The organism is Candidatus Kapaibacterium sp. (assembly GCA_025059875.1).
Classification (GTDB): domain Bacteria; phylum Bacteroidota; class Ignavibacteria; order Kapaibacteriales; family HRBIN21; genus HRBIN21.
In genome coordinates, this window is the sequence record JANXCT010000002.1 from 450,879 (window position 1) to 477,515 (window position 26,637).

Sequence of the window (26,637 nt, forward strand, 5' to 3'; positions counted from 1 at the left end):
TACAGAGGACAACAGTGCCAAAGAGCTTCCTTTTGGAGCCACAGCTACTATCCCCTTGCTCGACCTATCCCCTTTGACACCACAAGAAGCCTTAGGGTTTAGGCACTAACGGGGAGGCGGTGACAAGCTGTCCATCCAAGAGGTAGAGGCTACGGTCGGCCGCAGCCGCCAGCTCGGGACTGTGAGTTGCCAGTACAAGGGTGCTACCAACCTGTTGTTGGAGCTCTCGAAGAAGCTGGAGCACTAGAGCAGCATTAGCTGAGTCCAAGCTCCCTGTTGGTTCGTCTGCTAAGACGAGCACTGGTCGGTTGATGAGTGCCCGCGCAATGGCGACCCGCTGCTGCTCCCCGCCCGAGAGCTCCGCTGGGAGATGTTCCGCACGTTGCCCCATCCCGATGACTCTGAGAAGCTCCAGCGCGCGCTGCCGTGCTTGACGCCACGGGATTCCTGCAATGAGCGCTGGGAGCATGACATTCTCAAGCGCCGTTAGCTCTGGGACAAGATGATATGCCTGGAACACGAAGCCAAGAGCGCGCTGCCGCAACCACGCTAACCGTTCCTCAGAGAGCTCCTCATAGCAGTACCGCTCCCCTTCCAACCAGAGTTCTATGGTGCCGCCATCCGGACGGTCCAATGTCCCCAGTAGGTGAAGCAGCGTGCTCTTCCCGGCCCCCGATGGCCCAACGAGGGCGACGAATTCTCCAGCAGCCAATTCCACAGAAACCCCTCGCAACACGGGAGTATCATTGAGTGCTCGGCGGGAAAAGCTTTTGACGAGATTCTGCGCACGCAGCAACAGGCTCATTGGAACTGCCTCAGGACGCGGAGATCGTTCTGGTAGAGCAAGCGAATGTCATCCAAGCCGAACCGCAGCATCGCAATTCGTTCAATCCCCATCCCGAATGCGAATCCCAGGTAGGTCTCGGGGTCTATCCCGCCATTGCGCAGAACTGTGGGATGTACCATGCCACAGCCGCAGATCTCCAGCCATCCCGTCCCTTTGCATACTCGACAACCGCTCCCGCGGCAGAGGAAGCACTGGATGTCCATTTCCGCACTGGGTTCTGTAAAAGGGAAGAAGGAGGGCCTGAAGCGGTATGCTATTCCGCTGCCATACATCTGCTGTGCGAAGGCCACCAAAGTCCCTTTCAGCTCGGCAAAGCTCGTCGTGCGGTCCACTACCAAGCCCTCGACCTGATGGAACTCAGCAAGCGAGCGAGGATTGATCTCTTCGTTCCGGTAGACCCGCCCTGGCACGATTGCGCGAATCGGCGGGACTAAAGCACGCATAAGTCGTAGCTGTACCGGTGAGGTATGCGTGCGCAGGAGGATCTGACGGTCTGGCGTCAGGAAGAAAGTATCCTGCATGTCCCGTGCTGGGTGCTCGGGCGGAAAGTTGAGAGCTGTGAAGTTGTGCTCATCGTCCTCGATATCGGGTCCTGTAGCAACGACAAATCCCAGGCGGCGGAAGATCGCGACGACTTCATCGAGGACTTGCTGAATTGGATGCCGTCCACCAAGGAAGCTGTGCCGGCCGGGCAGAGAGAGGTCTATGCTGAGCTGCTCTTCTGCCTGTTCTTCAAGCAAGCGTCGCCGCTCCTCAAAGCAACGGCGGATGGTGGATTCGAGTTCGTTGAGGAGCCGACCGACGACAGGCTTCTGGTCGGCGGGTAGTTCGCGGAAACGTTCTCGGAGACGTCCGAGGGTGCCTCGGCGGACTAAATGTCGCAGCCGAAAGGCCTCCAGATCAGCAAGGGATTGAACAGCTTCCAGCTCATTGAGCAACTCCCCCTGCAGCGCCTGCAGCTCTTCCAGCATGAGGATAGTGCCTTAGGCGTGGAGCGCCATCTGCACGATCTGCCGGAAGACCTCCGGGCGGTTCATCGCTAGCTCTGCCAAGAGCTTGCGGTTGAGCTGCACGTTCTTACGGTGCAATGCAGCCATGAGTCGTGAGTAGGTTGTCCCCTCCTGCCGAGCTGCCGCGTTGATGCGGATGATCCACAACCGCCGAAAGTAGCGCTTCCGTTGTCGCCGGTCACGATATGCATACTGTAGAGCCTTGGCTACGTGGTCCTTTGCCTGACGGAGCAATTTGCTCCGCGCACCCCAATACCCCTTCGCTAGTCGAAGGATCTTCTTGCGCCGCTCTCGCGAGGCACTGCGGTTACGAGCACGCATGGGTCGCCAGCCACCGTAGAACCTACCTTAGACAGAGCATCCGTTCTACACGCCCCCGGTCAGCGCTACTGACCAGAGCAGGATGTCGGAGCCGCCGCTTCCGCTTTCGAGGTTTACCAACCAGCAGGTGGCTCCGATACGCTCGGTTCCGCTTCAGCTTCCCCGTCGCCGTCACGGAGAAGCGCTTCGCCGCAGAACGATTCGTCTTGGCCTTCGGCATCCTATGCCCCTACCTCGTACCAAAGGACTTCACACAGCCGGTTGAGGACGAGGTGCTGAACCAGAGCTACGCTCTTCAGCTTGCCTCCGCTGAATCTTGACCTTATCAGGAGAGACAATAAGCGTCATCATCTTGCCTTCCAGCTTTGCCGGTTGATCCAGCTTTGCAATGTCCTCCACAGCTTGCCAGAAACGATTCAACAGTTCCTCTCCTCGTTCGGGGTAGAGGATTTCCCGACCACGGAAGAGTACAGTCGCCTTGACCTTGTGCCCTCCTACCAAGAACTCTCGGGCATGACGGACCTTGAAGTTGAAGTCGTGGACGTCAGTATTCGCCTTAAAGCGGAGCTCCTTGAGTTGATGGAGCTGCTGCTGGCGGCGCTGGTGGCGCTCCTTCTTCTGGAGCTCATAAGCGAACTTACCGTAGTCTAAGAGCTTGCAGACTGGGGGTTGCGCTTGGGGAGCGACTTCAACGAGATCCAGTCCCACACGCTGAGCATACTCCAGTGCCTCCCGCCGTCGCATAATCCCAATCGTCTTCCCTTCAGCATCTACCACCCGAACTTCCGGTGCGGTGATCTCCTCGTTGACCCGATACCGACGCTGTATCGTCACTTGCAGTCCGAATGCGCGTTGTACTCAACTCCGCTGAGTTTGCTACCTGCAGTACCCTACGACAATCATCGTGCGGAAGGAGGGACTCGAACCCTCACGGGTTGCCCCACACGCCCCTCAAACGTGCGCGTCTACCAATTCCGCCACTTCCGCAGCGCTTACAAAAATACAAAATGCCCAGCCGATCCCTCTACTCCACTCACCCTGCCATCCATTTGGTGCCTGGCTTGCTATATTAGCACGAGCGAAAAAGTGTTTGTCTGCTGGAGGTGGAATGCGGCTGTGGCAGGGAGGGGTGTTGTCGGCTCTGCTAGTATGGAGCTGCAGTACTGTGCCTCCCTCCTCGCAATCGCTCTTTCGCTACTACCTCCAGACACCCCCTAGCAGATTGGTGAGCGCTCGATTCTCCGACGAATTTTCCGAACTGGATGATCCAGACTCTGCATCCCGAGCAACTACTACCGACACGGTCGTCTCCACCTTCGTAGAGCACGCAAGGGCCTACTACCTCCAAGCCCTAGAGCGCCTGGAGAGCGGCGACACTGCCCGCGCAGCCATCGCCTTCGAGCGCTCGCTCTCAATCCTCCACACTCTTGCTTCCTCTCCTGCTGCGCAACGCTCTCAAGAGTTCTCCGAGCTCGTGCAGTCCGTCCTGGAGGATTACGAAACCCATATTCGAAATCCTGAGCTGTTAGACCCCAATTCTGCTTTCTTCCTTGTTCGTGAGCAGCTGTTAGATGCCGTCGACCGCGCTGAAGCCGAGCGGCGTATCGCTACGGCTCAGCCGCCATACCCATCCTATCCCACTGCTGGGGAGCCCAACATACCCAAGACGACGATTCCCCTACCGCGTAACGAATACGTCGAGCGAGCGCTGGATTTCCTCAGCAAGGACCGTGGCCGCCGCTTCATGCAACGCTGGCTCGAACGGAGTGGACGCTACTTCCCGATGATGCGCCGCATGGTTGCCGAAGAGGGACTGCCGGAGGAAATCATCTACTTGTCCATGATTGAGAGTGGCCTCAATCCCTTCGCTGTCTCCTGGGCAGGCGCCGTCGGACTATGGCAGTTCATCTATTCGACTGGCCGGCTCTACGGGCTGCGCGTTACTCCTTGGATTGACGAGCGTCGCGATCCAGAAAAAGCAACTCGTGCTGCTCTCCGTCACCTCCGCGATCTCTATACCGAGTTTGGAGACTGGCACTTGGCGCTGGCGGCCTACAACTGCGGTGCCCAAGCCGTTCGTCGAGCCCTTGCACAAGCCCGACGAGCCTTAGCCGAAGAGAGCACCGCCGCCCCTCCTCAGCGCCTGACTTTCTGGGACATCCGAGAGTACCTCCCAAGAGAGACACGCAACTATGTCCCACTCTACATTGCCACCACTCTCATCGCACTCAACCCCCGCCTGTATGGCTTCAATCCAGACGAGCTGACCTACGAACCTGAGTACGTCTACGACGTCTACGAGCTCTCCGAACCGATGAATCTACAGGCGGTAGCCCGCTGCCTCGACATCAGCGTTGATAGCCTTCGCCAGCTTAATCCAGAGCTTCTCAGCCACAGTACCCCCCCAGATGTCCCCGCCTATCCCCTGAAAATACCTCTGGGTCGCCGAGAGGCTTTCCAGCAGTGTCTCTCGGCGCTGTCTCCTAGTGAGAAGCAACCGTGGATCGTGCATATCGTCCGACGGGGAGAGACGCTTGCCGGGATTGCTGCTCGGTACGGAGTTCCAATGTCAGAACTCCAGCGCCTCAATCGCCTCGGCCGGCGTCTCCGAGCCGGTATGCGGCTCCACATACCCGTTGTGACCACTGCCACCAACCTCAACGCCACTGGCAGTGATTCAGCCCGTGCTCTCCCTCCACCTCCTACTGCTGATATCCCTGGCCCTACTTCCCCTCCCGCTTCTACTGCTACAAGCCCTCCGCAACGGCGAGTCATGTATCACTTGGTACGCCGCGGAGAGACACTGGCGAGAATTGCTCAACGGTATGGCGTTAGCATTGCTGAGCTGAAGTCCTGGAATCGGCTCCGCGTGGACCGACTGAAAGCTGGACAGCGCTTGCGGATCTACCGCACTTCTGACGCGCCTTTGACGTACATACTCCATCGAGTCCGGCGTAACGAGACAGCTCATAACATCGCCCAGCGCTACGGTGTCACCGTCACCCAACTTCAGGAGTGGAACCCGAGCTGCTTTCGCAAGGGGATACTGCTTGCTGGCTCTACCCTTCGGATTTACGTACAACGTCCTATCAACGGAAAGACACCCTCCTCCCGCCAGCAGAATCGCATCTACACAGTCCGTGCCGGGGATTCTCTCTTCTCGATCGCGCGGCGCTTTGGGGTCAGCGTAGAAGAGCTGCGGAACTACAACGATCTGGAAGGCGACTACATCCGCGTCGGGCAGCGTCTGCGTATTCCGTAACTATAGCCCAGCCATAAGGCCATCCTATGTCAGTGCCGCTGCTGATAGGGCGGCTCGCTGCAGCCTTCATAGGTAGATCGCGAAGCACACCACCATCGCTTGTCTCCTGGCAGCGTCGCCAGCCACTCGTCCTCCGTACACTCTTCGAGCATCTCCCTTTAGCAGCAGCCGTCGTTGATGAACACGACATCGTCCTAGCGGTCAATCCCGCCTTCACAGAGCTCTTCGGCTACTCCGCCGACGAAGCTATTGGGCAGCCAATCGGTCCTCTCATCGTCCCTGAAGAGCTTCGCTCAGAGGGGCTTCACTTTACGGAGTCCGCTCTCGCCGGCGAACCTATTAATACGGAGACAGTTCGCCAGTGCCGCAACAGGCTTCGAATCCCTGTCTGGCTACGGGCTGTTCCTATCCGCCTCTCCGGACGCTACCTCGGTGTCTTAGCACTGTACCAGGACATCCGCCCGCTCCATGAACACCGCCAACGACTCACCGAACCGGTCCAAGAGCTTCAGCACCTCAACGCTGCTAAGGATCGGCTGCTAGCCGTCATCTCCCATGACCTGCGTGCGCCCTTGGCAACCGCACAGAGTTTGGCAGGGCTGATCCTGGCAGAAGCACACTCGCCGGAAGCTGTCATAGAACATGCCACCAAGCTTCAGAGACTCCTCAGCGATCAGTTGGAGCTAGTCAACGAACTCCTAGAGTTTGCACGCTCCGAAGAGGGGCACTCTACACTCCAGCGGTCAGCATTGGACCTCTGCGAAGTGCTCATCCACGCTCTTGACAGCGTCACCCTCCTGGCTTATAGCAAACAGATACGGCTGGTACCCAAGCTCCCGGAGATGGGCATTCCAATGGAAGGAGACCCTCATAAGCTCCGGCGAGTTTTCACCAATCTTCTCTCCAACGCTGTCAAGTTCACACCAGAACACGGTGCTGTGGAGATAGAAGCATGGGTTGAGTACGAAGGATCCTCCCTCCCCATCGTTGTACAGATCAGGGATACCGGGATTGGCATTCCTCCAGAGCACCTCCCTTCTCTCTTTGTACCCTACGCAGCCGCACAACGGCAAGGGACACGAGGTGAGCGTGGGGTTGGCTTGGGATTGGCAATTGTCAAGCGCTTCGTGGAGCTCCATGGCGGGACAATCGAGCTCCATAGTGTACCCGAGCATGGGACGACCGTCACCCTGCGTTTTCCCCAAGCTCCCCCTGCACGCTAGCAAGGATAGAGGGACCGTATTTTTGTGTGCTGGTACTGCTACAAGCTCGCTAGTTCCCTCAACAGAGAAAGATCAAATGCGCCTACACTGGATTGTAGCTTGTCTGCTGCTTTGTAGCTTGCTGTCCCTATGGGCCCAGCAAGATGACCTGGACTTAGATCGGCTGGAGACCCCTGTGCCTACTACTGAACCTTCCACCCCATACTTCGGATTAGGAGGTGGCTTTGTAGGGATGTTCCTCTTCCCCCCACTTGACGCGCCCAACCAAAAGGTGGCAGCCTGGGGTCTGCCAGGTTTCTCTTCGCCGCTATTTCTTTCTGGCATCGAGGGAGTCGTGACTGTCGGAATCGTCCCTAACCTACGCCTTGGGTTCTTCGGTGTCGGTGGAAGCAAAGAGCTTCAGAAAAGCTTCGGCCTAGACACCCAGAGGCAGGCAGAGTTACGTTTTAGCGCTACTGGCATCTCTACCGCATACGCGTTCGTCCCACTACGCTCGTTGACCCTTCTACCGACCTTGGCTGGGGGCTGGGGGATGATATCCCTTGAACTGGTACAGGCACCTTCCAGAACTGAGTGGGAGAATCTCACCCCAAAGGATGTAGGAGGAACGATGCTACAGCGGGTTAGTGCTTCCTACCTCTTCTTCCATCCGCAGCTCTACATAGAGTACACTCCACTACCATTTCTCCTCGTGCGTCTTGGGGCTGGATACCAGCTCTCCTCTGTTGGGGAGTGGAAACAAAACCGGCTTGCTGTTGTGGAGGGTATCCCAAAGACCTTTCGTGCCTCCGGTCCTTCGGCCCAGTTTGCTATCTTTGTGGGCCTTTTCAACTGAAGCAAGGGGGCCCGTAGCTCAACCGGTGAGAGCAGCGGACTCATAATCCGTTGGTTGCAGGTTCGAGTCCTGCCGGGCCCACAGTAGCCTTTCTTTTCCTGTCGAGCTCAGCAGAGCATCGCTGCAAGTGCAACCGCTCTAGGTATCCACTCTAAGCGATCGGACATGCTGATCCTGCTCCTCATTAACTAAGGGCCACTATCGATGCCATAGGAGGGGTGTACTCTCGCTTCTACACACGCTGGGCAATTTCGAGTCCTACATCAAAACCCGTGCCTCTAGCTTCGCAATCCTCGGACTTCCAGCAGAACTACTCCCGCAGTTGGTAGATTCACGCTCGTAGCACAGGACAAACCCCTCTGGCAGGCGGGGTGATTGGCAGCCTTGCGTTGCTTCGCTGTCCATCTCTGGTAACCCACGCCGAATCCCTCCGTAGCCATGGCAAACCTTGTTGAGACAGCTCCCGCAATCGCATCCTGGTAAAGTTGAGTTTGGGGAAAGCTCAAAGCTGCTAACAATTCCTGCAGAGTAGGTGATTCTACTCCTGCAGGAGCAAAGCCACCGATCGGCGTTGCACAGAAGAGTTCCCCCTTAGAAGCAAGCTCGATGATAACGATGCCTCGAACTACACACGAAGCTGTGCTTGCAGATCCGTGCTGGAATTGCCTCCAAATTCAATCCCAATCATGGATCCCCTGCCAGCGTGTTGGAGACTGTCTGCCGCGCGAACTGGGAATCGGCTGTTGCCTCAGTTGGCGACTCCTATCCTAACCACATCCACCGTTGGCCGCAGAGCTGCTGTCATTCGTTTAGGTGCTCCAGAGACCCGGTCCTATGACACTGACCCAGCACCTTTGGATTACCAATAGCTGACTTGGTATCCCTGCAGGAGTACAGAACCAAGCAGCCACTCACTGCTTAGCTGTAGCCGGTTAGCGATAAGACCAGCAGTCTGAGCGACGGCATTAGAACACCCAACTAGACAAGCACTTGTGGTAGCAACACGCACTCCCCCTTGTCGTGCAGTTGGCCAGCATTTATGGCTTGCTACCTCTACTCTCTTCGGTAGCCACGCAAATCGTGTGAAGCTTGCCGCTACACCGGCTTGAACTGTTCAAAAGCCTGATGACAAGTGTTGCAGTAGTGAATCGCACGACATAGTGTTGGACCGAAAGGTGTCTGTAGGACCGTGTCCACGCTCCCGCAATATGGGCACTCTACAGGTTCTTGAAGCAGCTCCAACGGGAACTCTAGCCCTTCGTATACTGGCGGCGGTGCGATGCCGAACTGGCGCAAAATCTCTCGGGCCTTTGGAGAGAGCCGATTGGTCGTCCACGGTGGATCATACGTAATCTCCACAACGACGTCACGCAAGGGTAACTGACGGAGACGTTGCTCTACTTCGGCGCGAATTAGAGGAATCGCTGGACACCCAACAAAGGTAGGGGTAAGTTTGACCACCACCCTCTCAGAGTCAGGGTCCAGATGCACATCCGCCACCATCCCCATGTCCGTGATAGCAAGGTTGGGGATCTCGGGATCGTAAACCGTACTTAGCGCTTGCCAGATGTCCTCATACGTCACCATTCTGCGTCGGGCTCACTACGGATTACCTCCCCCATCTCATCCAGGAGAGGCTGGAGGTATTCCGTATGGATACCTCGCCGTCCACCGTACGCAGGCACAACTGTCTGGAGGTCCGGTAATTGAAGCGTCGCCTGCTCTATGATGGAGGAGATCGTCTCTAGCCATCTCTCTTGCAGCACTCGCTCTCCCAGAAAGATCCCTTCTGCAGCAAGGAGCTCGTCGTACGGTGTTACCTCAAAGATTCCTAGTGCCAGCGGGAAGACCCGCTCCAGGGCTTGCTGCATCCGATGGTGGCTCTCCTCCGTCCCCCGAGCTCCCAACTGGACGACCCACTGGGTAGCGTGGAGGACATGGTACTTGATCTCCCCACGTACCTTCCGGGCAAGACGTGCCAGAGGCTCGTAGCGAGAACCCTCCAGAAGATGATATCGCCATTGCTCAGCAACATCGAAGAGGAGATGGCGCATAAGGCTGAAATCATAGCCGCCGTTTGGGTACTCTACCAGGTGGCAGCAGCGAAACTCCGGAGCATCCCGGAAGAAAGCAATTCGGTCAGGATCGGGCTCACCTAATTCGTGCAGTAGTTGGTAGAGCGCATACGCATGGCCAATCTTATCCTGGGCGATAGAGGAGAAAGCGATGTCTTCCTCCAGAATTGGCCCCAAGCCAGTCCATTCCGAATGGCGGTGACCGAGGATAAGCGCATCATCCGCCATTCGGTACAGCAGATCCTTCAGCGCTGGCCGCAGTTCTACGGGTAGGACGGTCATCCTTCCTCTTCAGACGAACGCTCGCGCTGCTGCTGCCGCTTCAGACGTAGGATTTTCTGGACAACCTTGTAGGCATCAGGCTCTCGGTAGGTTTTCTCGGGCACTGTCGCGAAGATGTCCGCATCATCGGGACCAAAGGTGTAGATATCAGCCGTACGGACAACCCAGATAGTGTAGGTCTCGCCTCGGCGACAGTAGCCCTCTTTTGCCAGTACCAAAGCCATCTCTGGGTTTGGAGCATGGACAGTGCCAACGTGTACTGGCTGGTCCCCTGGCTTTTCTTTCCAGAAGACCTCGTACGGCTCCCACTCGTCTAGCTCCGGTTTCGGAGTGAACTCTGGAAGCTCTGCTGGAATGCGGAGGCGATTGATCCGAGGATCGAGGGACTGAATCGTCACGGTATGCGGGGCAGACATCCCAAGAAAGGGCCTACAGACTCAGAAGAGAGGTGCCACATACCGCCCATTCGGTTTCAAGAGGGCGCGACGTACCCACGCTCCAAGCTCATCAGCCATACGGCGAACAGCCAACCGCTCCCGATTGCATGGCCCATTCCCATTGATGACGCGCCAGAACTCATCCCAATCGGGATCGGAGTACTCCCATTTGCCTGTTTCGGGGTTTTTGCGCAGCTTGGGATCAGGGATGGTCAATCCCAGCTCCCAGATCTTAGGAACGTAGGCATCTAGGAACATCTGGCGCATCTCGTCGTTGCTCGCCATCTTGACTTTCCAGCGCAGTAGCTTTTCGCTGTGCACGGACATAGAGTCAGGCGGACCGAAGAAGTGCATGATCGGCTTCCACCACCGGTTCAGGGCCTCTTGGAGCATTTGCCGCTGCCGCTTGGTACCGCTGGCGAGCGTAACGACGTTGTCGTATCCGTACTTCAGATGGAAGGACTCTTCCTTGCAGATCCGCTCCAGAGCTCGGGCGTATGGGCCATAGGAGCCCTTGCTATTCAGCGTCTGATTGATGATTGCTGCAGCGTCAATGAGCCAAGCAATGATAGCTGTGTCAGCCCATGTCAGAGCTGGATAGTTGAAGACGTTGGAATACTTGGCCTTCCCGCTGAGCAGGTCATTGATCATCTGCTCACGTGGCTTCCCGAGCGTCTCTGCAGCGCTGTAGAGGAGCTGTGCGTGACCCACCTCATCCTGTACCTTTGCCATGAGCGCCAGCTTCCGTTTGAAGCCAGGGGCCCGAGTGATCCACGTCCCTTCGGGTAGGGCCCCGATAATTTCGGAATGGGCATGCTGTTCAACCATCCGAAGGACTTGCCGACGGTACTCTCGTGGCATCCAGTCCCCTGGCTCAATCTTCTCTCCGCGAGCAATCCGCTCCTCAAACTCTGCCAGGCGCTCCGGATCCTCTCGCTCCTCCGTCTTCAAAGGCTCAATGATGCTGAGGTTGCCGTACATCGGCTGCTCTCCCTTGCTGTGTCGGACAATTCGAGCTTTGGGACGAATGCACCAGCGGTGGATTGTCCATCACGTTCGGTACGGACACTCTGCCAGTTGTGGACAATGGGCGAAGATCTGCAGCGAGTGGCGCACGGCGTTCAACTCATACTGCTGTGCCACTCGCCGCACTAGCTCCTGGAGTTGCGGGATGCAGAACTCCACCATTCGACCACAGTCTAGGCAGAAGAGATGGTCATGGTTCGGCATCCGCGCCGCCAATTCATACTTCATCCCGTTACGGTCAAAGCGATGCCGGACCAGCAAATCGCAGCGCGTTAACAGCTCCAATGTGGAGTAAATTGTCGCCCGCGACACCTTGTCGCCCCGCGTATGCATGTAGACGTAGAGCTCATCAGCGGTGAAGTGGTCCGGCATCTCGGCAATCCGCTCCAGAATCCGCATCCGCTCCTCGGTATTCCTATACCGCTGCTCCTGGAGAAATGCAGCGAAACGACGCTTCAGCTCCTCTACGTCTATTGAGTTTGCCTTCAAAGCTTCTGCAGGCTTCATCGGAAACCAGGGCATCTCAGACCGAGCGGCAAATATACACAAGCCCCACCACAGCTCTGTCTAGCCTTTGTCCATCCCCCTCTCATGCCAAGGCGCTAGTTTAGCAGACGCCATGAACCGTGTAGCACGAATCGCCGGGCTAGTGCTATGCATCCTGCCAAGAGCAAGCGACGGGCAACCTCTATCACAGGAACCCCCTGGAGCCGATTCTGCGAGAATCTACCGAGCCCCGGAGGTTGTCGTGACTGGATCTCGGCTTCCCACCATCGCTGAACGCGCCCCTGTTCGAGTCGAAGTCCTCCAACCCCTCCCTCAGACTCTGGCAGGATTGTCCTCCATAGCTGAGCTCTTGGAGGAGTCGGCTGGGCTGCTTCGACAGTACCGAATCCGGAGCGGGGTTCAGCTCATGGGACTGGAACCGGCCTACACGCTCATCCTGCTGAATGGGCAGCCACTTACCGGTCGCGTAGCCGGTGTGGTGGACCTTCGGCGCATCCCCGTAGGGAGCGTTGAGCGAATCGAGATCGTCAAAGGGCCGATGTCTAGCCTCTACGGCAGCACGGCCCTGGGGGGCGTCATCAACTTGATTACACCGAGACCTCAGCAAGGCTGGGAAGGGCAGGCTGCAGCTCGTTACACTACCCGTGGCGGATCCGAACTTCAAGCGGGGCTGGGGTATGGTAGCTCACGTATCGCAGCCCATCTGTTTGGGTATTTCCGCCACGCACAGCCATTCGAGCTGACAGCGGATAGTGTAGGGATTCCCTATGCCGGAGCCACCGAGGTAGCTCTCCAAGGGACAACGTATTGGCACCCAAGCTCTGCATGGGAATTCCAGTCCGATGCTCGCTGGTTCCAGAGTCAAACACGAGGCGCATTCGCGGAGAGCTTTGCAGGACGAGTGGCCGTCAACCGAGGCCGATTCCGACAGCGGGAGTGGAGTGCGGCGGGGACTGGCTCCTGGACTCGACGCCGCGCACGGCTACAGTTCGGCCTCTTCGGTAATCAGTACGAGGAGCAGTACACCTGGGATGTTTCCCAACCCCTTACTGGAAGTTCAGACGACTTGCTACAGCGCTTGGGTCGCCTCTGGGTTCAGTACGACCTGCTGTGGAACGTACGATACCGCTTCACCTTCGGTGGGGAGTGGCTAGTGGAGGAGATCTCTGGAACCCGCTACCCTGGCAGGCCTATTATGCGTACTCTTGCAGCCTTCACACAGTGGGAGGGCGAACCCTATGAGTGGCTTGGCTATGCACTAAGCCTCCGGTGGGACCGGACCTCTGCATACGGAACTCAGTGGAATCCGAAGGCAGCCTTCTTACTGCGACCCTGGGGATCGAACGCCCCCCAGCTCCGCTTTTCCGTAGGCACAGGGTTCCGGGCCCCTGATCCTCGACAGCTCTTCGTTCAATTCACTAACCAACTGCAAGGGGCCGGGTATGCTCTCCTAGGGGCACGCCTGCTCGGCCTTGAGCTCCAAGCAGAGCGCTCTATTGCAGCCGATGCCAGCCTGATGATTCCCATCTGGTTCCTGCTCTCAATCCAGGGCGAAGGAGCTTTAGAAGTACGCGGCTTCGCCAACTGGGTGCGGAATCTCATCGAACCCTTCTACGTCGGGCGCACTGGAGGGATCGACGTCTACTCGTACCGCAACATTGCTCGGATCGCCACACGGGGTTTTGAAGTTACAGCCTCCGCGACTGTCTTGCCGACCTCAGAGTGGCGGCTTTCTGCCCATGTGGCCTACCAATGGCTCGACGCCGTCGATGTAGACGTGCTGGATGCTATTGCTGCCGGACGGGCCGGTACACAAGACCCTACCACAGGACACTTCACTCCACTACGCCGAAATCAATACGGCGGACTCTGGGGACGCTCTCGCCACACCCTTGCTGGACGCATACAGCTCCAGTATGCACCAACGATGACGTGGCTCACGCTTCACTTCCACCATCGGAGCCGCTTTGGGGACGAGGCCTTGGACCGGAACGGAGTCGCCGTGCTCAACCCGCCGCGGCGCGTTTTGGACCGCCCAGACGAGTATGTGCCCGGTTACTGGAATATCAGTGCCTGGTTGTCGCAGTCCTGGAGAACGACCCCTGCTACGGTGAGCTGGAGTGCTGGAGTTCGCAACATCCTCAACACCTCTAATCCCCGCTTCCTTCCCCACTTGGTAGGGCGTCAATGGTTTGTTGGCTGTGAAGTCCGTTGGGACGCTACCGAACAATGAGCAGCGGGCGCAGCACAATTGCAGTTGGACTCTGGAGCCGCAGCCAGTATAGTCCCGCCGGATAGGGCTCGACAGAGAACACCACGGTGTGATTCCCTGCCGGTACCATCCCAGAGGAAAGCTCCCGGAGTTCTTGCCCATAGGCATCGTACAGTACGAGCTGAATCTCTGTTGGCTGTCGAGTACTGAAGCGGAACCGAACCTCTGTAGTTGCTGGCTGCGGGGACGGTGGCTCTACGAAGAGTTGGGTCGTGTCGCTCCTGCCCTGTAGCACTACTCCACACTGGTCACGCCCGATATACGACTGCGGTAGCAATTCACTCCGCAACGCAATCTGCCTGTACCGGCAGAGCGCCTCGAATCGCAGCGTGTCCACATAGGGGCCTACCACAGGCTCCAACGGTGCAAAACAGACCAAGAGTCCCCAGGACTCTCCTGGGGCCAGCACGAGCGGTAGCTGTCCAGGCGGTATCGAAAACGCTGTCCCCCGCTGCAGCAAGGCATAGTCCAGGCGTACAGTGAAGCGCCCTGTGTTCCGGAGCCAGACTGTATCACACCGGAGCTCGCCGTAAGAGCAGGGCGATACTGCTAACTCCTGCTCTATCGGCTTAACGACTTGCACCGTAAACCCCGGCAACGTATCAGCAACACGGCACTCGTTGCCCGCCGCATCGCGAATCAGGAGCTCATACCAAGCATCTTCGTAGGGGTCCAAGACTCTCACCTGCAGACCTACCCGATACTGCTCACGTTCTACGATCGAGACGGTGCAGTTCACCTGCTGGAGAACATTCAGCTCCACGATGCCGGAGGCCAAACCACCCGTGTCAGCGACGATGACTCGATCTTCCCAGCCGCACGAATCTCGGCGTCGGGACACCGCTGGCGGAGTCTCGTCGGTGCCAATTAGGATCCGAACGATCGCTGCGCTGTCGTCAACGAAGCAACTATCGGCAAGGAGTAGTCGTGCTTCGTAGGCACCTGCCCTCTCTGCTCGGAAGCAGAGCTCCACTCGCATAGCCTCTCCAGGGCCAAGGAGTGAATCAGCAGGGCTCAAAGAGACCTCGGTCCCCGGAGGCAGCGCCCCAACGAACCGAAGCTCCCGAAGGTACTTCGGCAAGCGGCCTACGTTGTGCACCATCAACTCTCCACAGTGTCTCTGCCCATCAGCGAAAGCATCTACCTGTACAGTGCCCGGCTCTGCCCGAAGAGTGAAGCCTGACAGTGCGAAATCCCATCGCTGCTCGTAACCCGCTGAATCTCGGGCATAGAGTTGGAAGAAGCCATCCGAGAAGACATCCCGCAGCACGGCCTGGAAGCGTACTGAATCAGCCGGCTTCGGAAAAGGCTCCACAGTCACGAGCACGTTGTCTGTCGAGAGGACCTCCACTGTCTGCAGGCGACTATCTGCGTCAGCTGTATCGTAAACTACCCCGCTGAGGCTGAAACACCGATACTGCGCCACGAGGCTCGGTGGCGTCACATCCAAGGGGCGAAAACTGGCCCCACCAACGTAGCCGTATGAGTCTGCCGGTCCATAGCCGTAGACGTAAAGTCCCAGCGGGGCTGGTGTCCCATCTGCAAAACGTGCCTCAATGTTGTGAACCCCATCCGTGGTCCGCAGCCAGGCATACATGTAGCCAGAGGTTCCTACGGGCTGCAGAAGGGCTGGAGAGACGCGTTGCCCATCCAACCAAAGCTCGGCTCCTCGCGGGAGAACAGCCGTAGCGTACTGTTCCTGGTAGACAGGCATGTAGTTGCCCGCGACATCGTAGCTATACTTCTGGGCATTGATGAAGCGGTACCGCGACATGAATTGCTGCACGGGCGGGATGAGCATCATGAAGGGGTCGCTGATGTTGTTGACCTGCCCAGCATTGGAGGTCTTATGGAAGGCAGCAACCAAGATGGGCCCGGTTGCGCGCACCTCCAATGGTTGAGCCAGCTCACCCTCGTATACTTGCCCGCGATCCAAGACGGCGACCCGCTGCCCGTTCACGAAGACTTGGGTCCCCGCTTGCGCAGCTAAAACACGAAAGCGGTGAGTTCCTTGGGGGGCAATTCCTTGCGACGGTGGTGGGAAGTGGGTGAGGAGCACGGAGTATCCCCATGTGCTAATCGGTGGCAGCTGCTCCACGAGGATATCACGTGAAGTCAGTCCTGGCTGTCCAACGGGGACTAGGGCCCGCTGATGTCCGGCAAACACAGCGATAGGCTTTGTAGCCCGAATCTCTGTACCCGTTAAGTCCGGCCGAAGCTGGCTTGGAGTAATCCGTGCCTGCACCAAGTACACCTGTCCGCGGTTGAGTACTACCCGCTGCTCCTGGAGTCCATTCCGATAGGTAGGAGCGCTGGGAAGGATCGTGACCTCAGTCTGATCCTCCACAGCGACCACAGCAAACTGCGATGGTGTACTCTCGGGGCTAATTCCGCCAACAGAGGAACGGCCATCGCTCGGATAGCTCATCACCAAGTACTCTCGCCCAAGGACATCGATAGGCAGCACCAGGAAGGCATCGCTGCTGTAGAGCGCCTGTTGGAAGGCATAGACGGTAACTTCGCTCCCTTCCTCTACTACAACGTGGAAAGCCTTGTACACTGGGCGTTCGCCTTGGCCCCCCTCGTTCTCTCCGCTCGTTAGCAGGACACCGCTGTCGTTGTATCCCATGAGCTCTAGCCCCCACCAGGAACGGGCGAAGACGTACGGGAATCGGGGATCTACGATCGCAAAGCGCTCTTGGACACGCTGCCCAGCAGTATCCCACCACTCAATGAAGCCACGACAGGGCCCTTCAGCAACGATGAAGATGTAGAGGGAGTCTCCCAAGCGTTCCCGTGGATCTGGATCTCTGCGGTTGTTGTGGTAGTTAGGCAGGAAGGTCAACCAGAACTCGCGTCCACGGCTGTCTGGATACTGTGCCCTAAGCTCGGCTGCCAACCAGCATCCTGCAACGAGCAGGACTAGCCCTTTCAGGTACCACGTCATAGGGAGCCCGAAGGAGGTTCGACGTCTAGAACGAACTGGGGAGTAGCATCCTCTGTGATGAACCACAGCCGACATGCGGAGCCGCTCAGCGCCACATACACGAATCCTGGCCGTGCTAGCGCAAATAGGGAGTGGGGACCGTAGGCTGTCGACCGCACTCCCCCTCCAGCACCGGAGACAACACAGAGGAAGCTGTCATCGGGATGTTTCAGCAGCTGTAGGTCGTGCTCGTGGCCGCAGAAGTAGGCCACTACCCCATAGCGGTCGAAGAGTGGCTTGAGGAGCTTCAGCAAAGCCTCGTTCTCCCCGTAGGCACCAGCAGAGCGCAGTTGATGATGCCCCCAGACGAACTTCCAGCGTCCAGGAAAGGAGCGCAGCGTTTGCTCCAACCACCCCAACTGGCGGCGGCCCGCTCTCGGATTCGTTAAGAGCTCCTGTGTATCCAGGGCTACAAAGAGGACTGGCGTACCATCGGGCAGTGTTTGCGTTACGCTGTAGTATCGTTCCGGCATGCGCCATCGGGAACTGCGCCGGCTGTATGCTATCTGGGCTTCGGGTCGCCCTCGGTAGTCATGGTTGCCCAACACTGCGTACCAGGGCACCTGCAGAGAGCTGTCAGAATAGATGCGCTCATACTTCGTGCTCCACTGGGGATCATCAGCAGCGAGGACGCCCGAAGGGTAGATGTTGTCGCCTGTGCTGAGGATGAAGTGGATGGGAGCCCGACGGGCTATCGCAGCCATCGCGCGAGCAACTCGGCGCTGCGTGACGCTCCCGGTTCCCCAGTCACCGATGACAATCCAGCGCAGTGTGGAATCCGCTGCTTCTGGAGCTGCAATCGTGCTCTCGACTCGGTAAGGTGGCTTCCCGTAGACAGTAGCGCTCCCCGGAGCTACCTCAGCCTGAACGAGCCAGAGCTTCGACCAGTGGCTGGCAACGGCAACAGCAAACGCGAGAAGCCACACCATGCGTCTATAGCGGCGCGTACCTGCAGAAAATTACGTCCTTTCATGCCATGCGCAAGCTCAGCTATGAGGAGCTCTGCCAGCAGAGGCTTACCATCGAGCAATCACGGCAGGCAGTACGCCACCCAATTACGATTGTGCTCGACAACATCCGCAGTCTCTACAACGTTGGCTCCATCTTCCGGACTGCCGACGCCATCCGGGCCCAGGAGGTTATCCTCTGCGGGTATACCCCGGCCCCTCCCCGACCCGAGATAGAGAAGACTGCTCTCGGGGCCACGGAGAGCGTACCATGGCGCTACGTACGCTCTTGCAAAGAAGCCATCCAGAGCCTGCGCTCCGCTGGCATTCGTATCTTCGCGGTTGAGCTGACCGATACGGCTTTCCCCTACGACGGACTCACCACAGCAGACTTCCCGGCTGCCTTCGTCTTCGGCAACGAAATCGTGGGAATTCAGCCGGAAGTCCTTCAGGTCTGCGATGCCGCTCTTGCCATCCCGATGTACGGAGTCAAGCACTCATTGAACGTCGCTGTTGCGGCAGGGATCGTGCTCTACGAAGCCCTCCGCTGCTACCGACAGGGACAGTGGTCTGAGTCTCCTGAAGCCACAACAGCGTCCACCAACGATGCGCTTCCGACTGGCTGCTCCCGCTGACCCGCTCTACGATCCTCTCGTGGCGGTGTCCACAGACCGAGCCGACATCCGACTCCTACGGGTCAGCCCGGAAGCATGTGCAGAGCTACTGATGGCGGGCCGCGTAGAGGCCGCACTCCTCTCCCCGCTGGACTATGGCAGGGCCAACGGCATCGTTGACTACTGCATTCTGCCAGGTCCAGCCCTCGCCTTAGAGGGCTACACACAGCGGGTGTGGTTGTACTTCCGCCCAGGACTCAGGACCATAACGCGCTGTGCTACCCCTTCCACTCAGCACTTCTTGGCACAGGCATTGCGCCTACTCTTCGCAGAGGCCTACGATATAGAGCTGCAGCTCCTCGACATGCCGGCCTCTGGTGTCTCCGAAACCCTCCATAGCGTTGATGCTGTTCTCAGTTGGCAAGAAGACCTCCCGAGCTTGGGCCGCCTAGACATCGGGGAAGAATGGCTCTCTGCCTTCGGCTATGCTCTGCCCATAGCCTTCTGGAGCTGCCGCGCTGAAGTGGCTTCCGAAGAGCTGCTCGCTGCAATCAACGAGCTTACTCACCCACAACTGCCGGAATCGGAGCCCGTTGCGGAACTTTCCCCGTACTGCCGAGGAACTGTCTACTGGCGCTGGAATGAGACTGTAGCCAACGCGCTGCGTGAAACCTTGCTGCTGCTCTACTACCACCAGCTCGTACCGCATATCAGTGAGGTTAAGCCATGGGACAGCACTATGCCAGAATAATCAGCGCTGCGGCCGTTCTTAGCCTTGTCGGTTGTGGTCCCGTCTACCTTCCTGCCTTCTACCAGCTCGAGCGTCCACTCCTCCTGCATCCTGACCTTGACCGCGACGGATGGGCTATCGGAGCAAACCTCTCTGGGGGTGAGAGCCTGAATTCTGATAGATCTCGGTTCACTGGAATCTGCGCTGGGGCTGCTTACGGCATAGGCAGCAAGCGTCGGATTGTGTCCTTGCGCAGCATGGCAGTGGCATACGGTGGCACCATTGGAGGAGAGAGCTGTGGCGGGATTGGAATCATCAATGAGCCTGCCCTGAATCTCCCGCTCGGTAAATGGCTCAGCATCAATCTCCTTTCAGAAGTAGGCGTTGCCTACGAGTTTGGACCGTATGTCCTCCATCACTTCCAGAACCCTTGGTTCCCCAGCCTCAGCTTAGGCGGTGGACTTACCTTACACTTCTCTCCACAGTCACGTCTTGCTGCCGACTGCAGACTGCTAGTGCCGTTCTCCATACGTCTGGCATATCTCACAGACAGCTGGGGTTTTCACGCTTCCACGCTGCGGTTTGGATCAGCGTGGTCCTTTGGGATCAGCTATCTACTGGGCCAAGATCCACTGCCTCGGCGATGAGGCGTCGGAAGGTCTGCACATTCTGCACCAGGTCACCGCGAAAGAGAGCAGAGCCACTGACGATGACAGTGGCACCAGCACGGACGACATCTCCAACATTTCCGGCATGGATACCACCATCGACTTCGATATCCCTCTCCACTCCCTGCCACAGCAGAAAGTCTCGTAGTTCTGAGATGCGCCGCAGCACACCAGGGATGAACTCCTGCCCACCAAAGCCAGGGTTGACCGACATGAGCACGAAGAAATCGCAGTATGGCGCAGCTTCATAGGCGTACGCCAGAGGAGTCGTAGGGTTGAGGACCACCCCTGCCCGCTTGCCGAAGCTACGAATAAGAGTGAGCACCCGGTGGAGATGCCAACAGGCTTCAACATGGACAGAAATCCAGTCAGCTCCAGCTTCAGCGAAAGCGGGGACATATCGCTCTGGCTCCGCAAGCATGAGGTGACAGTCTATTGGGAGTCGTGTGTGGGGGCGCAGAGCTGCGACGATTGAGGGACCAAGCGTAAGGTTGGGAACGAAGTGACCATCCATGACGTCCACATGGAGCAAGTCTACGCCAGCCCGCTCACAGGCAGCTATCTCCTCTCTCAAGCACGCAAAATCTGCAGCCAGCAGTGACGGTGCAATCCGGACGGTGCGTCCTTGCATTACCGCTTCAGCGTTACCCGGTTCCTATGGGCGCGGCGCAAGCGGTTCGAGGATGGCTGCCGATCGCTCTGAGATAGCCTCCAGAGCTCCTCTAGCCGCTTCTGGACTTTGCCGAAGAGTGTGTTGCGGGGATATGTACCATCGGGACGGAGAACACCCGCAGGCATTCCCATCAATAGCGGGATCCCTTCCTCGAAGTGGCGGATCGGCCAAATGTGGAACCGGCCTTCCCGCACAGCATCAATGATGATGTCGGGCAGCATCAAGTCTTCGACGTTCTGCCGGGGGATGATGACACCTTGGGTTCCCGTCAGGCCTCGCGCTTGGCAGATTTCAAAGAAGCCACGGATCTTCTCATTGATGCCTCCCACAGGCTGGATGTCCCCCTTCTGGCTCAGCGAGCCTGTAACAGCTATCTCCTGGCGCACCGGAACTTGGGCCAATGCAGAGAGCAGTGCATAGAGTTCTGCCGCCGAAGCGCTGTCACCGTCCACACTACTGTATGACTGTTCAAACGTCAGCGAAGCCGTCAACGTCAGAGGATGGCGGTGGGCAAAGCGCTCGCGTAACAACCCCGCGAGGATGAGCACCCCTTTGCTGTGGATGCGTCCGCTGAGCTCCGCCTCCCGTTCAATGCTGATGATACCGCTACTTCCGCTACCAACAGAAGCCGTAATCCGAACAGGCTTGCCGAAGTTGTAGGTGCCGGTGGAGTAGACCGTCAGGCCATTCACCTGCCCAATTCGCTCTCCCGTTGTATCAATCAGCAAGCTGCCCTGGAGGATGAGCTCGCGGATCTTTTCATCCACGAGGTCGGAGCGGCGCCGACGTGCGGAGAGTGCTTCCTCCACGTGAACCCGCTCTATGCGCGCCGCACCTTGCTGCTGCGCTACATGGTGAGCCTCCCGTACGACATCGGCCAGATCGCTGAAGAGGAGTGTCAGCTTCCGTTGAGTCTCTGCCCATTCGGCAGCCCATTCTGCTATCGCCGCCACGGCGCTACGATGTGCCGGCAGAATCCCCTCCTGCTGGCTCAGCTTACGGATGAAACGAGCGTAAGCCAGCAAGAGCTCTGGAGAACGCGGAGCTTCGGAGTCAAACTGGGCATGCACCTTGAACATCTTGGGGAAGTCCTCATCCAGCAAGTGTAGCAGCGTGTACACCTCCTCTGGTCCGATGAGGACCACCTTCAGCCTCACGTGGACAGGCTCTGGTTTGATGCCTGTAGGCAATAGCGCGAAGAGAGGATCCCAAGCCTGGATGTCCAACTTGCCGTAGAGGATAACGTTCTTCAGCGCTGCCCACACTCCAGGCTGGATCAGGACATCCAGAGCGTTGAGGATGAGGTAGCCCTGGTCAGCCCGCAACACGGAGCCAGCCCGGATGGAAGTGTAGTCAGCCGACCATAACCCGCGACCATCCACCGCACGGTCAATTGTACCGAAGAGGTTGGCATAGGTGGGCGATGTCTCTACGATGACCGGAGCACATTCTGTCTGGCTATTGTCAACAACGACGTTGACGCTGTAGTACCGTAAGCGCTCGTTCAGCAATGCCAAGCGCTGTTCGGCCTGGAGCGGAGTCTCCTGAGGTTCTGCAACGAACAAGTGGAGGTGATCCAGCAAGTCCTGTTCTACCTCTGCAAGAAACTCCTCCACACGCTCGTACGGGAAATTCTCGCGTAGCTCCCCAAAGATTCCGCGAACAAGCACCATGACAGCTGAACGATCGTGCTCTCGCACCGCCTGTTGGTATTCCTGCCAGAGACGTGCCGCCGCGCGAGTCAGCTCTTGGAGGCCAAAGCGCGCTTCGTCGTAGCGGCGCCGAATCTCCTGCGCTTCTTCCGGCGTCAACTTTCGTCCGCGTACGTAGTCATCCAGCTCGCCAATCGTAATCGGTGTTCCAGCAACGACAGGGAAGATCTCGGGCTCTACTCCAGCTTGTGTCTCCACCTGTCCTAACGCAAATCCCTGCTGTCTAAGCCGTTCCTCAAACTGCTGTAGGAGTTGGCGATGACGCTGCTCGAAGTCTTGCGCTAAGCTATGGCGGCGGGAGCGGAACTCCTCTTGCTCAAACAACTGAGGAATCCTTTGGCGCAAAAGAGCAATTGCCCGCTCCAAGGCATTCCGGAATGCCGTTCCCTGCCCTTTGGGAAGGCGCAAAAGGCGTGGCTGACTCCGATCCCGAAAGTTGTGCACGTAGCAGTAGTCGTAGAGGGGCGGGCAGACAGTCAACGCCTCTTGGAGAATCTTCTGCACTGTTGCCAGGCGCCCCGTTCCCGAGAGCCCGGAGACGTAGATGTTGTAGCCCGGAGCCCAGAGGCTGACCCCCAACCTTAATGCCTCCAGTGCTCGGGATTGACCTACAATCTCTTGCAATGGCTCCAGCTCATCCGTTGTCTCAAAAGGAAGCTCCTCTTCGCTGCATCGCCAGCGCAGCTTCTCCGGCGGCAACGGTTCCGGGAGCTTAGCGCCAAATCGCTTCATGGCTCTTCTTCGAGGACTTGGAGCTGACGGATACGACACAGGGCTGTATACGGACAAGTGCGACAGAACGTGTGACGATACGGGCGCACGGGGAAGAGAGCCGAGCGAATCCCTTCTACCGCCTCTTGGGCATAGCCGAGGCTTTGCTCCAAGACCTCCTCCACCGATGGGAATTGGCGTCTTCCCCAGGTGCTGACGAGCAAACGCTCGTATTCCGCAGCCTCCTGCCGCTCCCGCATAGGCCGAAGGGCATAGAGGGCGGCAAATACCGGCCTTGTGTCAAGACCGTAGTCGCGCCGTAGGATTCGCTGAACAGCCCAGAGATACAACGGGAGCTGGAGGTGTATCCCCCTGGAGACATCGGCTGCTGTGAGCTGCCGCAGTAGGCCACTCTTGTAGTCAGCAATTCCCAACCGCACATCTGCTCCCTCCTGCCACAGCTCAATACGGTCAACACGTCCCTGCAACCATGCCTCGCTACTGAACTGGATCGGCTCCGCAAGGGTGGGGCGCATCCCGAAACCGAACTCAAAGGCTACCGGGAGGAACCCAGGACGCTGCTGCTGCCGCCTCGACTCCGACTGGAGCCAGTACCATAGTATTCCCTGCTGCTCCCCGTAGCCAAGCAGTCGTTCAACCTCCAGTGTGAACCAGGGATGCTCAAACTGGAAGCGCTGGAGCTCCTCCTGAGCAATCCGACGGAGCCGTTCATAAGCAGCATCTAGTTCCTCCACAAGCGGTGCCGTGCGCAGCGGTGGCAGCCCTGAGCGTCGGGCTGTAGCGATGAGCTGCCCGTACTCCTCCTGGAGTTCGCGGAAGAAGCGGTAGACGATGCGGTGAAGGAGGAGGCCTCGCTCTATCGGGGAGAGCTCTAATGGAGGGCGGCGCTCGCCGGGTAGCCTCAAGACATGGGCAGCGAAGTAACGGTATGGGCAGCGGCGGTAGAGCTCCAACTCGGTCGCAGAAAAGTATACCCCAACTCGCTCCAAGAAACGCCGCTGAAGCTCCGGTAACAACTGGAGTGGATATGGCACTGCTGAGGGCTCCCACGGATGGAGCCTAGAAGGAAGTAGGAGCTCTTTCCCTGCAAGCTCCGATATCTCCTGGCCGCGCTCCCATGCCAAGAAAGCCAGCTCTGCAACGTTGCCTTGGACTACTATCCAAGGGGCACGCTCGAGCATTTGGAAAGCCGGGGGTGGTTGCCCCTCCCAGCCTTCATGGAAGACCTGTAGCAATGCAGGGACACTCACCACACAGCCGTCTTGCTCCAGCGAGGTCACCTTCAACAGCTCCTCCACGAACGGGGAGCGCACCAATTGCTCTGTCTCCTCCGTCGTAGGGTAGGTAATGAAGAGGCGTTGCTCCCCTTGCTCCAAAGCCTCGGGGTGGTTAGTCAGGAACTGGTAGAAGAGCATTCGCTCAGCACGGCGGTGACGCTCTTCTGCGCCAGGAAGTTCATAGCCCAAAAAGACCTCTGTCTGGTAGGGCAGTGGGAACTCGCCATCTACGGCGCCGCAGAGGATGAGTGCCCGGAAAGGAATACCGCGGGTCTGCTCAATTGAGGTGATCGTCACCCCCGCTCCCGGTTTCTCTCTCACCTGATACCGCTCTCCCCGTAGAGCTGTCGCGAAACGCTGGACGTACTCCGCCAGTGGGCGTGGCTCCATTCCCCAACGACGCTGGTAGAGAGCTACCAGCTCTTCCGTTACTTCCGTCAGTCGCGCAACGGCTCGCGCCTCTTGTTCCACTCGCTCCAGCACTGTTAGCCACTCTGCAGTGCTCTGCCACTGCTGGTTACGGAGCTGCTCGTGAGCAGCCGTGATTGACCCGTAAATCCCCATGCCGACGAGAATCTCCTCCGTAATGAGGCGCAGGAACTCCATCGGGGTCAGGCGGCGGTTTGCCCAGGAGAGGCGGCGCTGGAGAGCCTCAAAGTCGTACAGTGCCTGCTCGCAGGCTGCTAACTCGCGCTGCAGTTGTTCTCGCTCCAAGGGATCAGCGTAGGGGTCCTCTTCCAGCAGCGCCAGGTGCCGCCTGAGGAACTCCGCAGCACTCCGCATCTGCCGCAGCCACCCGAAAGCGCCGCCGAATTGATGCCCACCGACGATTCGTAGCCGAGCTGCCACAGCAACGAGGTTCCTTCCATCAATCGGCTCGCCTCCAGGTCCAGAGAGGGTAATGTGCGGGCTATGGACGAGGCGCTCTAAGTCCACACGGCGAAAACCGTTGATGGGAAGCTCCAGCAAGCTCATAACGGCAACGACAACCGGAGACTGAGAGAGCCAGAAGCGATCTGTAACGTTCACCGGTATGCCGTACTGGGTGAAGATTTCCCGAAAGAGTGCGGAATACCGCTGCGGCTGACGCATTACAACCGCAATCTCCTGCGGGCGGTACCTTTGGCGGCAGAGCAACTCTTTAACGAGCCGAGCAATCGTACGAACCTCCTCCTCACGGTCTCGACACTCCAGTATCGTGATGACCTTGGAGAAGCCAGGATGGCGAATCTCGCGCTCCGTATTGAAGAGCCATCGACGCAGATATGCCCCCAGCGGCAGGAAGATTCGCTCCTCTGCCGGTGTCTGTTCCGTCATGAGTACTGGGGGATCGGTAGCGTAGGCCGTGTACCCTGCCTGCTGCAGTCGCTCGATGAGTTCTTGGAAGTTGCCGAAAAGGGGCCCATTGTCGGGCGAGTAGTCGATGCTGACAACTACCGGCAGCGTCTGCGTTGCCAGGAGCTGCAAGAAGCTTAGCTCCGGCATGCGGAAGGCGGAGAATCCTTCCACCAGCAGCATCTCCGCCGCTGGGAAGAGTTCCTTCAGAGCGTTGCTGCCCCGACAGGTTACCTGCTCCGCCAGAAGTTCCCAACCGCGCGGCTCGTCTACGAGATCGTCTCCTAACAGCTCCTCATACGCTTGGGCAATCGCAGCGATATCGTGGAGGCGGGCGGTGTCAACGTTGGGATCGTTTTGCTCGCGAGCCTCCTTGAGGCGTACCCAAAGGGCTGCAGCCTTCACTCCATCACGTCGGATACCGTCCAACACTGCAGCCAGTTGCTCCAGCAGAGCAGATGGCAGCGGTCTGTCGTCCTCATACCTCCGATAGAAGGAGAGAGCAGCCTGCACCGATGCGTCCTCAACCAACGCCAAGCGGTGAGCATCCGACAGCACTGTGTAGCGCCCTGGCGGGAAGAGCTTGCCGAGGCATGTCCAGAGAAAGCCTGCCAGCGTTAGCACCGCCGGCTCTGGGGTGGATTTTCCATGAAGCTCAAACACTCGGCGAAAGTACTGCCGCTTCAACCACCGGACACGCCGCTCTGTTGGGACAATGCAGAGGAAACGCTCTGGCGTATCCGTCCTGGCAGCCTCGTCCAGCAAGGTCTCAACCCTAAGCTCCTCCCCAAGAATCCAGGGCTCGTGCTGTAGCCGTTTCCATTGCTGCCACGCGGCCGTGTTGAAGAGGAAGTATGCCACGTTGA

At 58.2% G+C, this 26,637-nt stretch carries 22 protein-coding genes, 2 tRNA genes and 2 pseudogenes; 10 read left to right on the plus strand and 16 right to left on the minus strand.

What is annotated here, in order from left to right:
• Positions 1-91: 91 nt before the first annotated feature.
• From NZ960_04560 to NZ960_04585, 6 genes are all read right to left on the minus strand, one after another.
• Positions 92-805, minus strand: a complete 714-nt coding sequence (locus tag NZ960_04560; protein MCS7176881.1) for an ABC transporter ATP-binding protein — start codon at positions 803-805, stop codon at positions 92-94.
• Positions 802-1,818 carry a phenylalanine--tRNA ligase subunit alpha gene (gene pheS / locus NZ960_04565; GenBank protein ID MCS7176882.1) on the minus strand — a complete coding sequence of 339 codons (1,017 nt, stop codon included), beginning with the start codon at positions 1,816-1,818 and terminating at the stop codon, positions 802-804. The genes NZ960_04560 and pheS overlap by 4 nt, the downstream gene beginning before the upstream one ends.
• A gap of 12 nt (positions 1,819-1,830) precedes the next feature.
• Positions 1,831-2,178 (minus strand): 50S ribosomal protein L20, encoded by a 348-nt coding sequence (gene rplT / locus NZ960_04570; protein MCS7176883.1) that lies wholly within the window; start codon positions 2,176-2,178, stop codon positions 1,831-1,833.
• Between the two features lie 22 nt (positions 2,179-2,200).
• Positions 2,201-2,398, minus strand: coding sequence for a 50S ribosomal protein L35 (gene rpmI, locus NZ960_04575; protein ID MCS7176884.1), 198 nt, complete (start codon positions 2,396-2,398; stop codon positions 2,201-2,203).
• Between the two features lie 29 nt (positions 2,399-2,427).
• A complete protein-coding gene (gene infC, locus NZ960_04580) occupies positions 2,428-3,012 on the minus strand; it encodes a translation initiation factor IF-3 (protein ID MCS7176885.1) in 585 nt (194 codons plus the stop codon).
• Positions 3,013-3,083: 71 nt separating this feature from the next.
• Positions 3,084-3,165 (minus strand) — tRNA-Leu (locus tag NZ960_04585).
• A gap of 808 nt (positions 3,166-3,973) precedes the next feature.
• Between NZ960_04585 and NZ960_04590 the strand changes: the two are divergent.
• The 6 genes and pseudogenes from NZ960_04590 (at position 3,974) to NZ960_04615 (ending at position 7,579) form a co-directional block, all read left to right on the plus strand.
• Positions 3,974-4,801, plus strand: a pseudogene (locus NZ960_04590) (transglycosylase SLT domain-containing protein).
• 156 nt (positions 4,802-4,957) lie between these two features.
• A pseudogene (locus NZ960_04595) lies at positions 4,958-5,101 on the plus strand (LysM peptidoglycan-binding domain-containing protein).
• A 3-nt stretch (positions 5,102-5,104) separates the two neighbouring features.
• Positions 5,105-5,440: a LysM peptidoglycan-binding domain-containing protein gene (locus tag NZ960_04600; protein ID MCS7176886.1), complete on the plus strand. Its 336-nt coding sequence runs from the start codon at positions 5,105-5,107 to the stop codon at positions 5,438-5,440.
• Positions 5,441-5,466: 26 nt separating this feature from the next.
• Positions 5,467-6,663: a PAS domain-containing sensor histidine kinase gene (locus NZ960_04605; protein ID MCS7176887.1), complete on the plus strand. Its 1,197-nt coding sequence runs from the start codon at positions 5,467-5,469 to the stop codon at positions 6,661-6,663.
• 76 nt (positions 6,664-6,739) lie between these two features.
• Positions 6,740-7,498 carry a hypothetical protein gene (locus tag NZ960_04610; protein ID MCS7176888.1) on the plus strand — a complete coding sequence of 253 codons (759 nt, stop codon included), beginning with the start codon at positions 6,740-6,742 and terminating at the stop codon, positions 7,496-7,498.
• 7 nt (positions 7,499-7,505) lie between these two features.
• A tRNA-Ile gene (locus tag NZ960_04615) sits at positions 7,506-7,579 on the plus strand.
• A 1,014-nt stretch (positions 7,580-8,593) separates the two neighbouring features.
• Here NZ960_04615 and paaJ read toward each other — a convergent pair.
• From paaJ to NZ960_04640, 5 genes are all read right to left on the minus strand, one after another.
• Positions 8,594-9,085 carry a phenylacetate-CoA oxygenase subunit PaaJ gene (gene paaJ, locus NZ960_04620; GenBank protein ID MCS7176889.1) on the minus strand — a complete coding sequence of 164 codons (492 nt, stop codon included), beginning with the start codon at positions 9,083-9,085 and terminating at the stop codon, positions 8,594-8,596.
• The gene (paaC, locus tag NZ960_04625; protein MCS7176890.1) at positions 9,079-9,855 is read right to left on the minus strand and encodes a phenylacetate-CoA oxygenase subunit PaaC; all 777 of its coding nucleotides are present in this window, start codon (positions 9,853-9,855) and stop codon (positions 9,079-9,081) included. The genes paaJ and paaC overlap by 7 nt, the downstream gene beginning before the upstream one ends.
• Positions 9,852-10,271: a 1,2-phenylacetyl-CoA epoxidase subunit B gene (locus tag NZ960_04630; protein MCS7176891.1), complete on the minus strand. Its 420-nt coding sequence runs from the start codon at positions 10,269-10,271 to the stop codon at positions 9,852-9,854. Before NZ960_04630 ends, paaC begins: the two co-directional genes overlap by 4 nt.
• Positions 10,272-10,292: 21 nt before the next feature.
• Positions 10,293-11,273 (minus strand): 1,2-phenylacetyl-CoA epoxidase subunit A, encoded by a 981-nt coding sequence (gene paaA, locus NZ960_04635; GenBank protein ID MCS7176892.1) that lies wholly within the window; start codon positions 11,271-11,273, stop codon positions 10,293-10,295.
• 69 nt (positions 11,274-11,342) lie between these two features.
• A complete protein-coding gene (locus NZ960_04640; GenBank protein ID MCS7176893.1) occupies positions 11,343-11,840 on the minus strand; it encodes a transcriptional repressor in 498 nt (165 codons plus the stop codon).
• Between the two features lie 97 nt (positions 11,841-11,937).
• Here NZ960_04640 and NZ960_04645 point away from each other — a divergent pair, with 97 nt between their 5' ends.
• The gene (locus NZ960_04645; GenBank protein ID MCS7176894.1) at positions 11,938-14,058 is read left to right on the plus strand and encodes a TonB-dependent receptor; all 2,121 of its coding nucleotides are present in this window, start codon (positions 11,938-11,940) and stop codon (positions 14,056-14,058) included.
• On the opposite strand, the gene NZ960_04650 is transcribed toward NZ960_04645, so the two are convergent.
• Both NZ960_04650 and NZ960_04655 read right to left on the minus strand, forming a co-directional pair.
• Positions 14,045-17,044, minus strand: a complete 3,000-nt coding sequence (locus NZ960_04650) for an IgGFc-binding protein (GenBank protein ID MCS7176895.1) — start codon at positions 17,042-17,044, stop codon at positions 14,045-14,047. The two genes, NZ960_04645 and NZ960_04650, sit on opposite strands and share 14 nt — an antisense overlap.
• Positions 17,041-18,012, minus strand: coding sequence for a metallophosphoesterase (locus tag NZ960_04655; protein ID MCS7176896.1), 972 nt, complete (start codon positions 18,010-18,012; stop codon positions 17,041-17,043). The genes NZ960_04650 and NZ960_04655 overlap by 4 nt, the downstream gene beginning before the upstream one ends.
• 47 nt (positions 18,013-18,059) lie before the next feature.
• On the opposite strand from NZ960_04655, the gene NZ960_04660 reads away from it, so the two are divergent.
• From NZ960_04660 to NZ960_04670, 3 genes are read left to right on the plus strand one after another with little or no spacing between them, the layout of a single operon-like run.
• Complete coding sequence (locus tag NZ960_04660) at positions 18,060-18,665, plus strand: RNA methyltransferase (GenBank protein MCS7176897.1); 606 nt, start codon at positions 18,060-18,062, stop codon at positions 18,663-18,665.
• Positions 18,637-19,395 (plus strand): hypothetical protein, encoded by a 759-nt coding sequence (locus NZ960_04665; protein ID MCS7176898.1) that lies wholly within the window; start codon positions 18,637-18,639, stop codon positions 19,393-19,395. The genes NZ960_04660 and NZ960_04665 overlap by 29 nt, the downstream gene beginning before the upstream one ends.
• Positions 19,371-20,021: a hypothetical protein gene (locus NZ960_04670; protein MCS7176899.1), complete on the plus strand. Its 651-nt coding sequence runs from the start codon at positions 19,371-19,373 to the stop codon at positions 20,019-20,021. The genes NZ960_04665 and NZ960_04670 overlap by 25 nt, the downstream gene beginning before the upstream one ends.
• On the opposite strand, the gene rpe is transcribed toward NZ960_04670, so the two are convergent.
• The 3 genes from rpe to NZ960_04685 are packed head-to-tail and all read right to left on the minus strand — an operon-like array spanning position 19,981 to position 26,632.
• A complete protein-coding gene (gene rpe, locus NZ960_04675; protein ID MCS7176900.1) occupies positions 19,981-20,673 on the minus strand; it encodes a ribulose-phosphate 3-epimerase in 693 nt (230 codons plus the stop codon). The two genes, NZ960_04670 and rpe, sit on opposite strands and share 41 nt — an antisense overlap.
• Positions 20,673-23,159, minus strand: coding sequence for an AAA family ATPase (locus NZ960_04680; GenBank protein ID MCS7176901.1), 2,487 nt, complete (start codon positions 23,157-23,159; stop codon positions 20,673-20,675). The genes rpe and NZ960_04680 overlap by 1 nt, the downstream gene beginning before the upstream one ends.
• A complete protein-coding gene (locus tag NZ960_04685) occupies positions 23,156-26,632 on the minus strand; it encodes an exodeoxyribonuclease V subunit gamma (GenBank protein MCS7176902.1) in 3,477 nt (1,158 codons plus the stop codon). Before NZ960_04685 ends, NZ960_04680 begins: the two co-directional genes overlap by 4 nt.
• Positions 26,633-26,637 lie beyond the last annotated feature (5 nt).

What these genes read in the sequence shown, in the direction of transcription:
- NZ960_04610 (MCS7176888.1), top strand. Translation starts at nt 6,740, where the DNA reads ATGCGCCTACACTGGATTGTAGCTTGTCTGCTGCTTTGTAGCTTGCTG.
- rpe (MCS7176900.1), bottom strand. Translation starts at nt 20,673, where the DNA reads ATGCAAGGACGCACCGTCCGGATTGCACCGTCACTGCTGGCTGCAGAT.
- paaA (MCS7176892.1), bottom strand. Translation starts at nt 11,273, where the DNA reads ATGTACGGCAACCTCAGCATCATTGAGCCTTTGAAGACGGAGGAGCGA.
- NZ960_04665 (MCS7176898.1), top strand. Translation starts at nt 18,637, where the DNA reads ATGCGCTTCCGACTGGCTGCTCCCGCTGACCCGCTCTACGATCCTCTC.
- NZ960_04630 (MCS7176891.1), bottom strand. Translation starts at nt 10,271, where the DNA reads ATGTCTGCCCCGCATACCGTGACGATTCAGTCCCTCGATCCTCGGATC.
- NZ960_04650 (MCS7176895.1), bottom strand. Translation starts at nt 17,044, where the DNA reads ATGACGTGGTACCTGAAAGGGCTAGTCCTGCTCGTTGCAGGATGCTGG.
- pheS (MCS7176882.1), bottom strand. Translation starts at nt 1,818, where the DNA reads ATGCTGGAAGAGCTGCAGGCGCTGCAGGGGGAGTTGCTCAATGAGCTG.
- NZ960_04605 (MCS7176887.1), top strand. Translation starts at nt 5,467, where the DNA reads ATGTCAGTGCCGCTGCTGATAGGGCGGCTCGCTGCAGCCTTCATAGGT.
- NZ960_04645 (MCS7176894.1), top strand. Translation starts at nt 11,938, where the DNA reads ATGAACCGTGTAGCACGAATCGCCGGGCTAGTGCTATGCATCCTGCCA.
- NZ960_04670 (MCS7176899.1), top strand. Translation starts at nt 19,371, where the DNA reads ATGGGACAGCACTATGCCAGAATAATCAGCGCTGCGGCCGTTCTTAGC.
- NZ960_04640 (MCS7176893.1), bottom strand. Translation starts at nt 11,840, where the DNA reads ATGCCCTGGTTTCCGATGAAGCCTGCAGAAGCTTTGAAGGCAAACTCA.
- NZ960_04560 (MCS7176881.1), bottom strand. Translation starts at nt 805, where the DNA reads ATGAGCCTGTTGCTGCGTGCGCAGAATCTCGTCAAAAGCTTTTCCCGC.
- rplT (MCS7176883.1), bottom strand. Translation starts at nt 2,178, where the DNA reads ATGCGTGCTCGTAACCGCAGTGCCTCGCGAGAGCGGCGCAAGAAGATC.
- NZ960_04655 (MCS7176896.1), bottom strand. Translation starts at nt 18,012, where the DNA reads ATGGTGTGGCTTCTCGCGTTTGCTGTTGCCGTTGCCAGCCACTGGTCG.
- NZ960_04680 (MCS7176901.1), bottom strand. Translation starts at nt 23,159, where the DNA reads ATGAAGCGATTTGGCGCTAAGCTCCCGGAACCGTTGCCGCCGGAGAAG.
- NZ960_04660 (MCS7176897.1), top strand. Translation starts at nt 18,060, where the DNA reads ATGCGCAAGCTCAGCTATGAGGAGCTCTGCCAGCAGAGGCTTACCATC.
- paaC (MCS7176890.1), bottom strand. Translation starts at nt 9,855, where the DNA reads ATGACCGTCCTACCCGTAGAACTGCGGCCAGCGCTGAAGGATCTGCTG.
- paaJ (MCS7176889.1), bottom strand. Translation starts at nt 9,085, where the DNA reads ATGGTGACGTATGAGGACATCTGGCAAGCGCTAAGTACGGTTTACGAT.
- rpmI (MCS7176884.1), bottom strand. Translation starts at nt 2,398, where the DNA reads ATGCCGAAGGCCAAGACGAATCGTTCTGCGGCGAAGCGCTTCTCCGTG.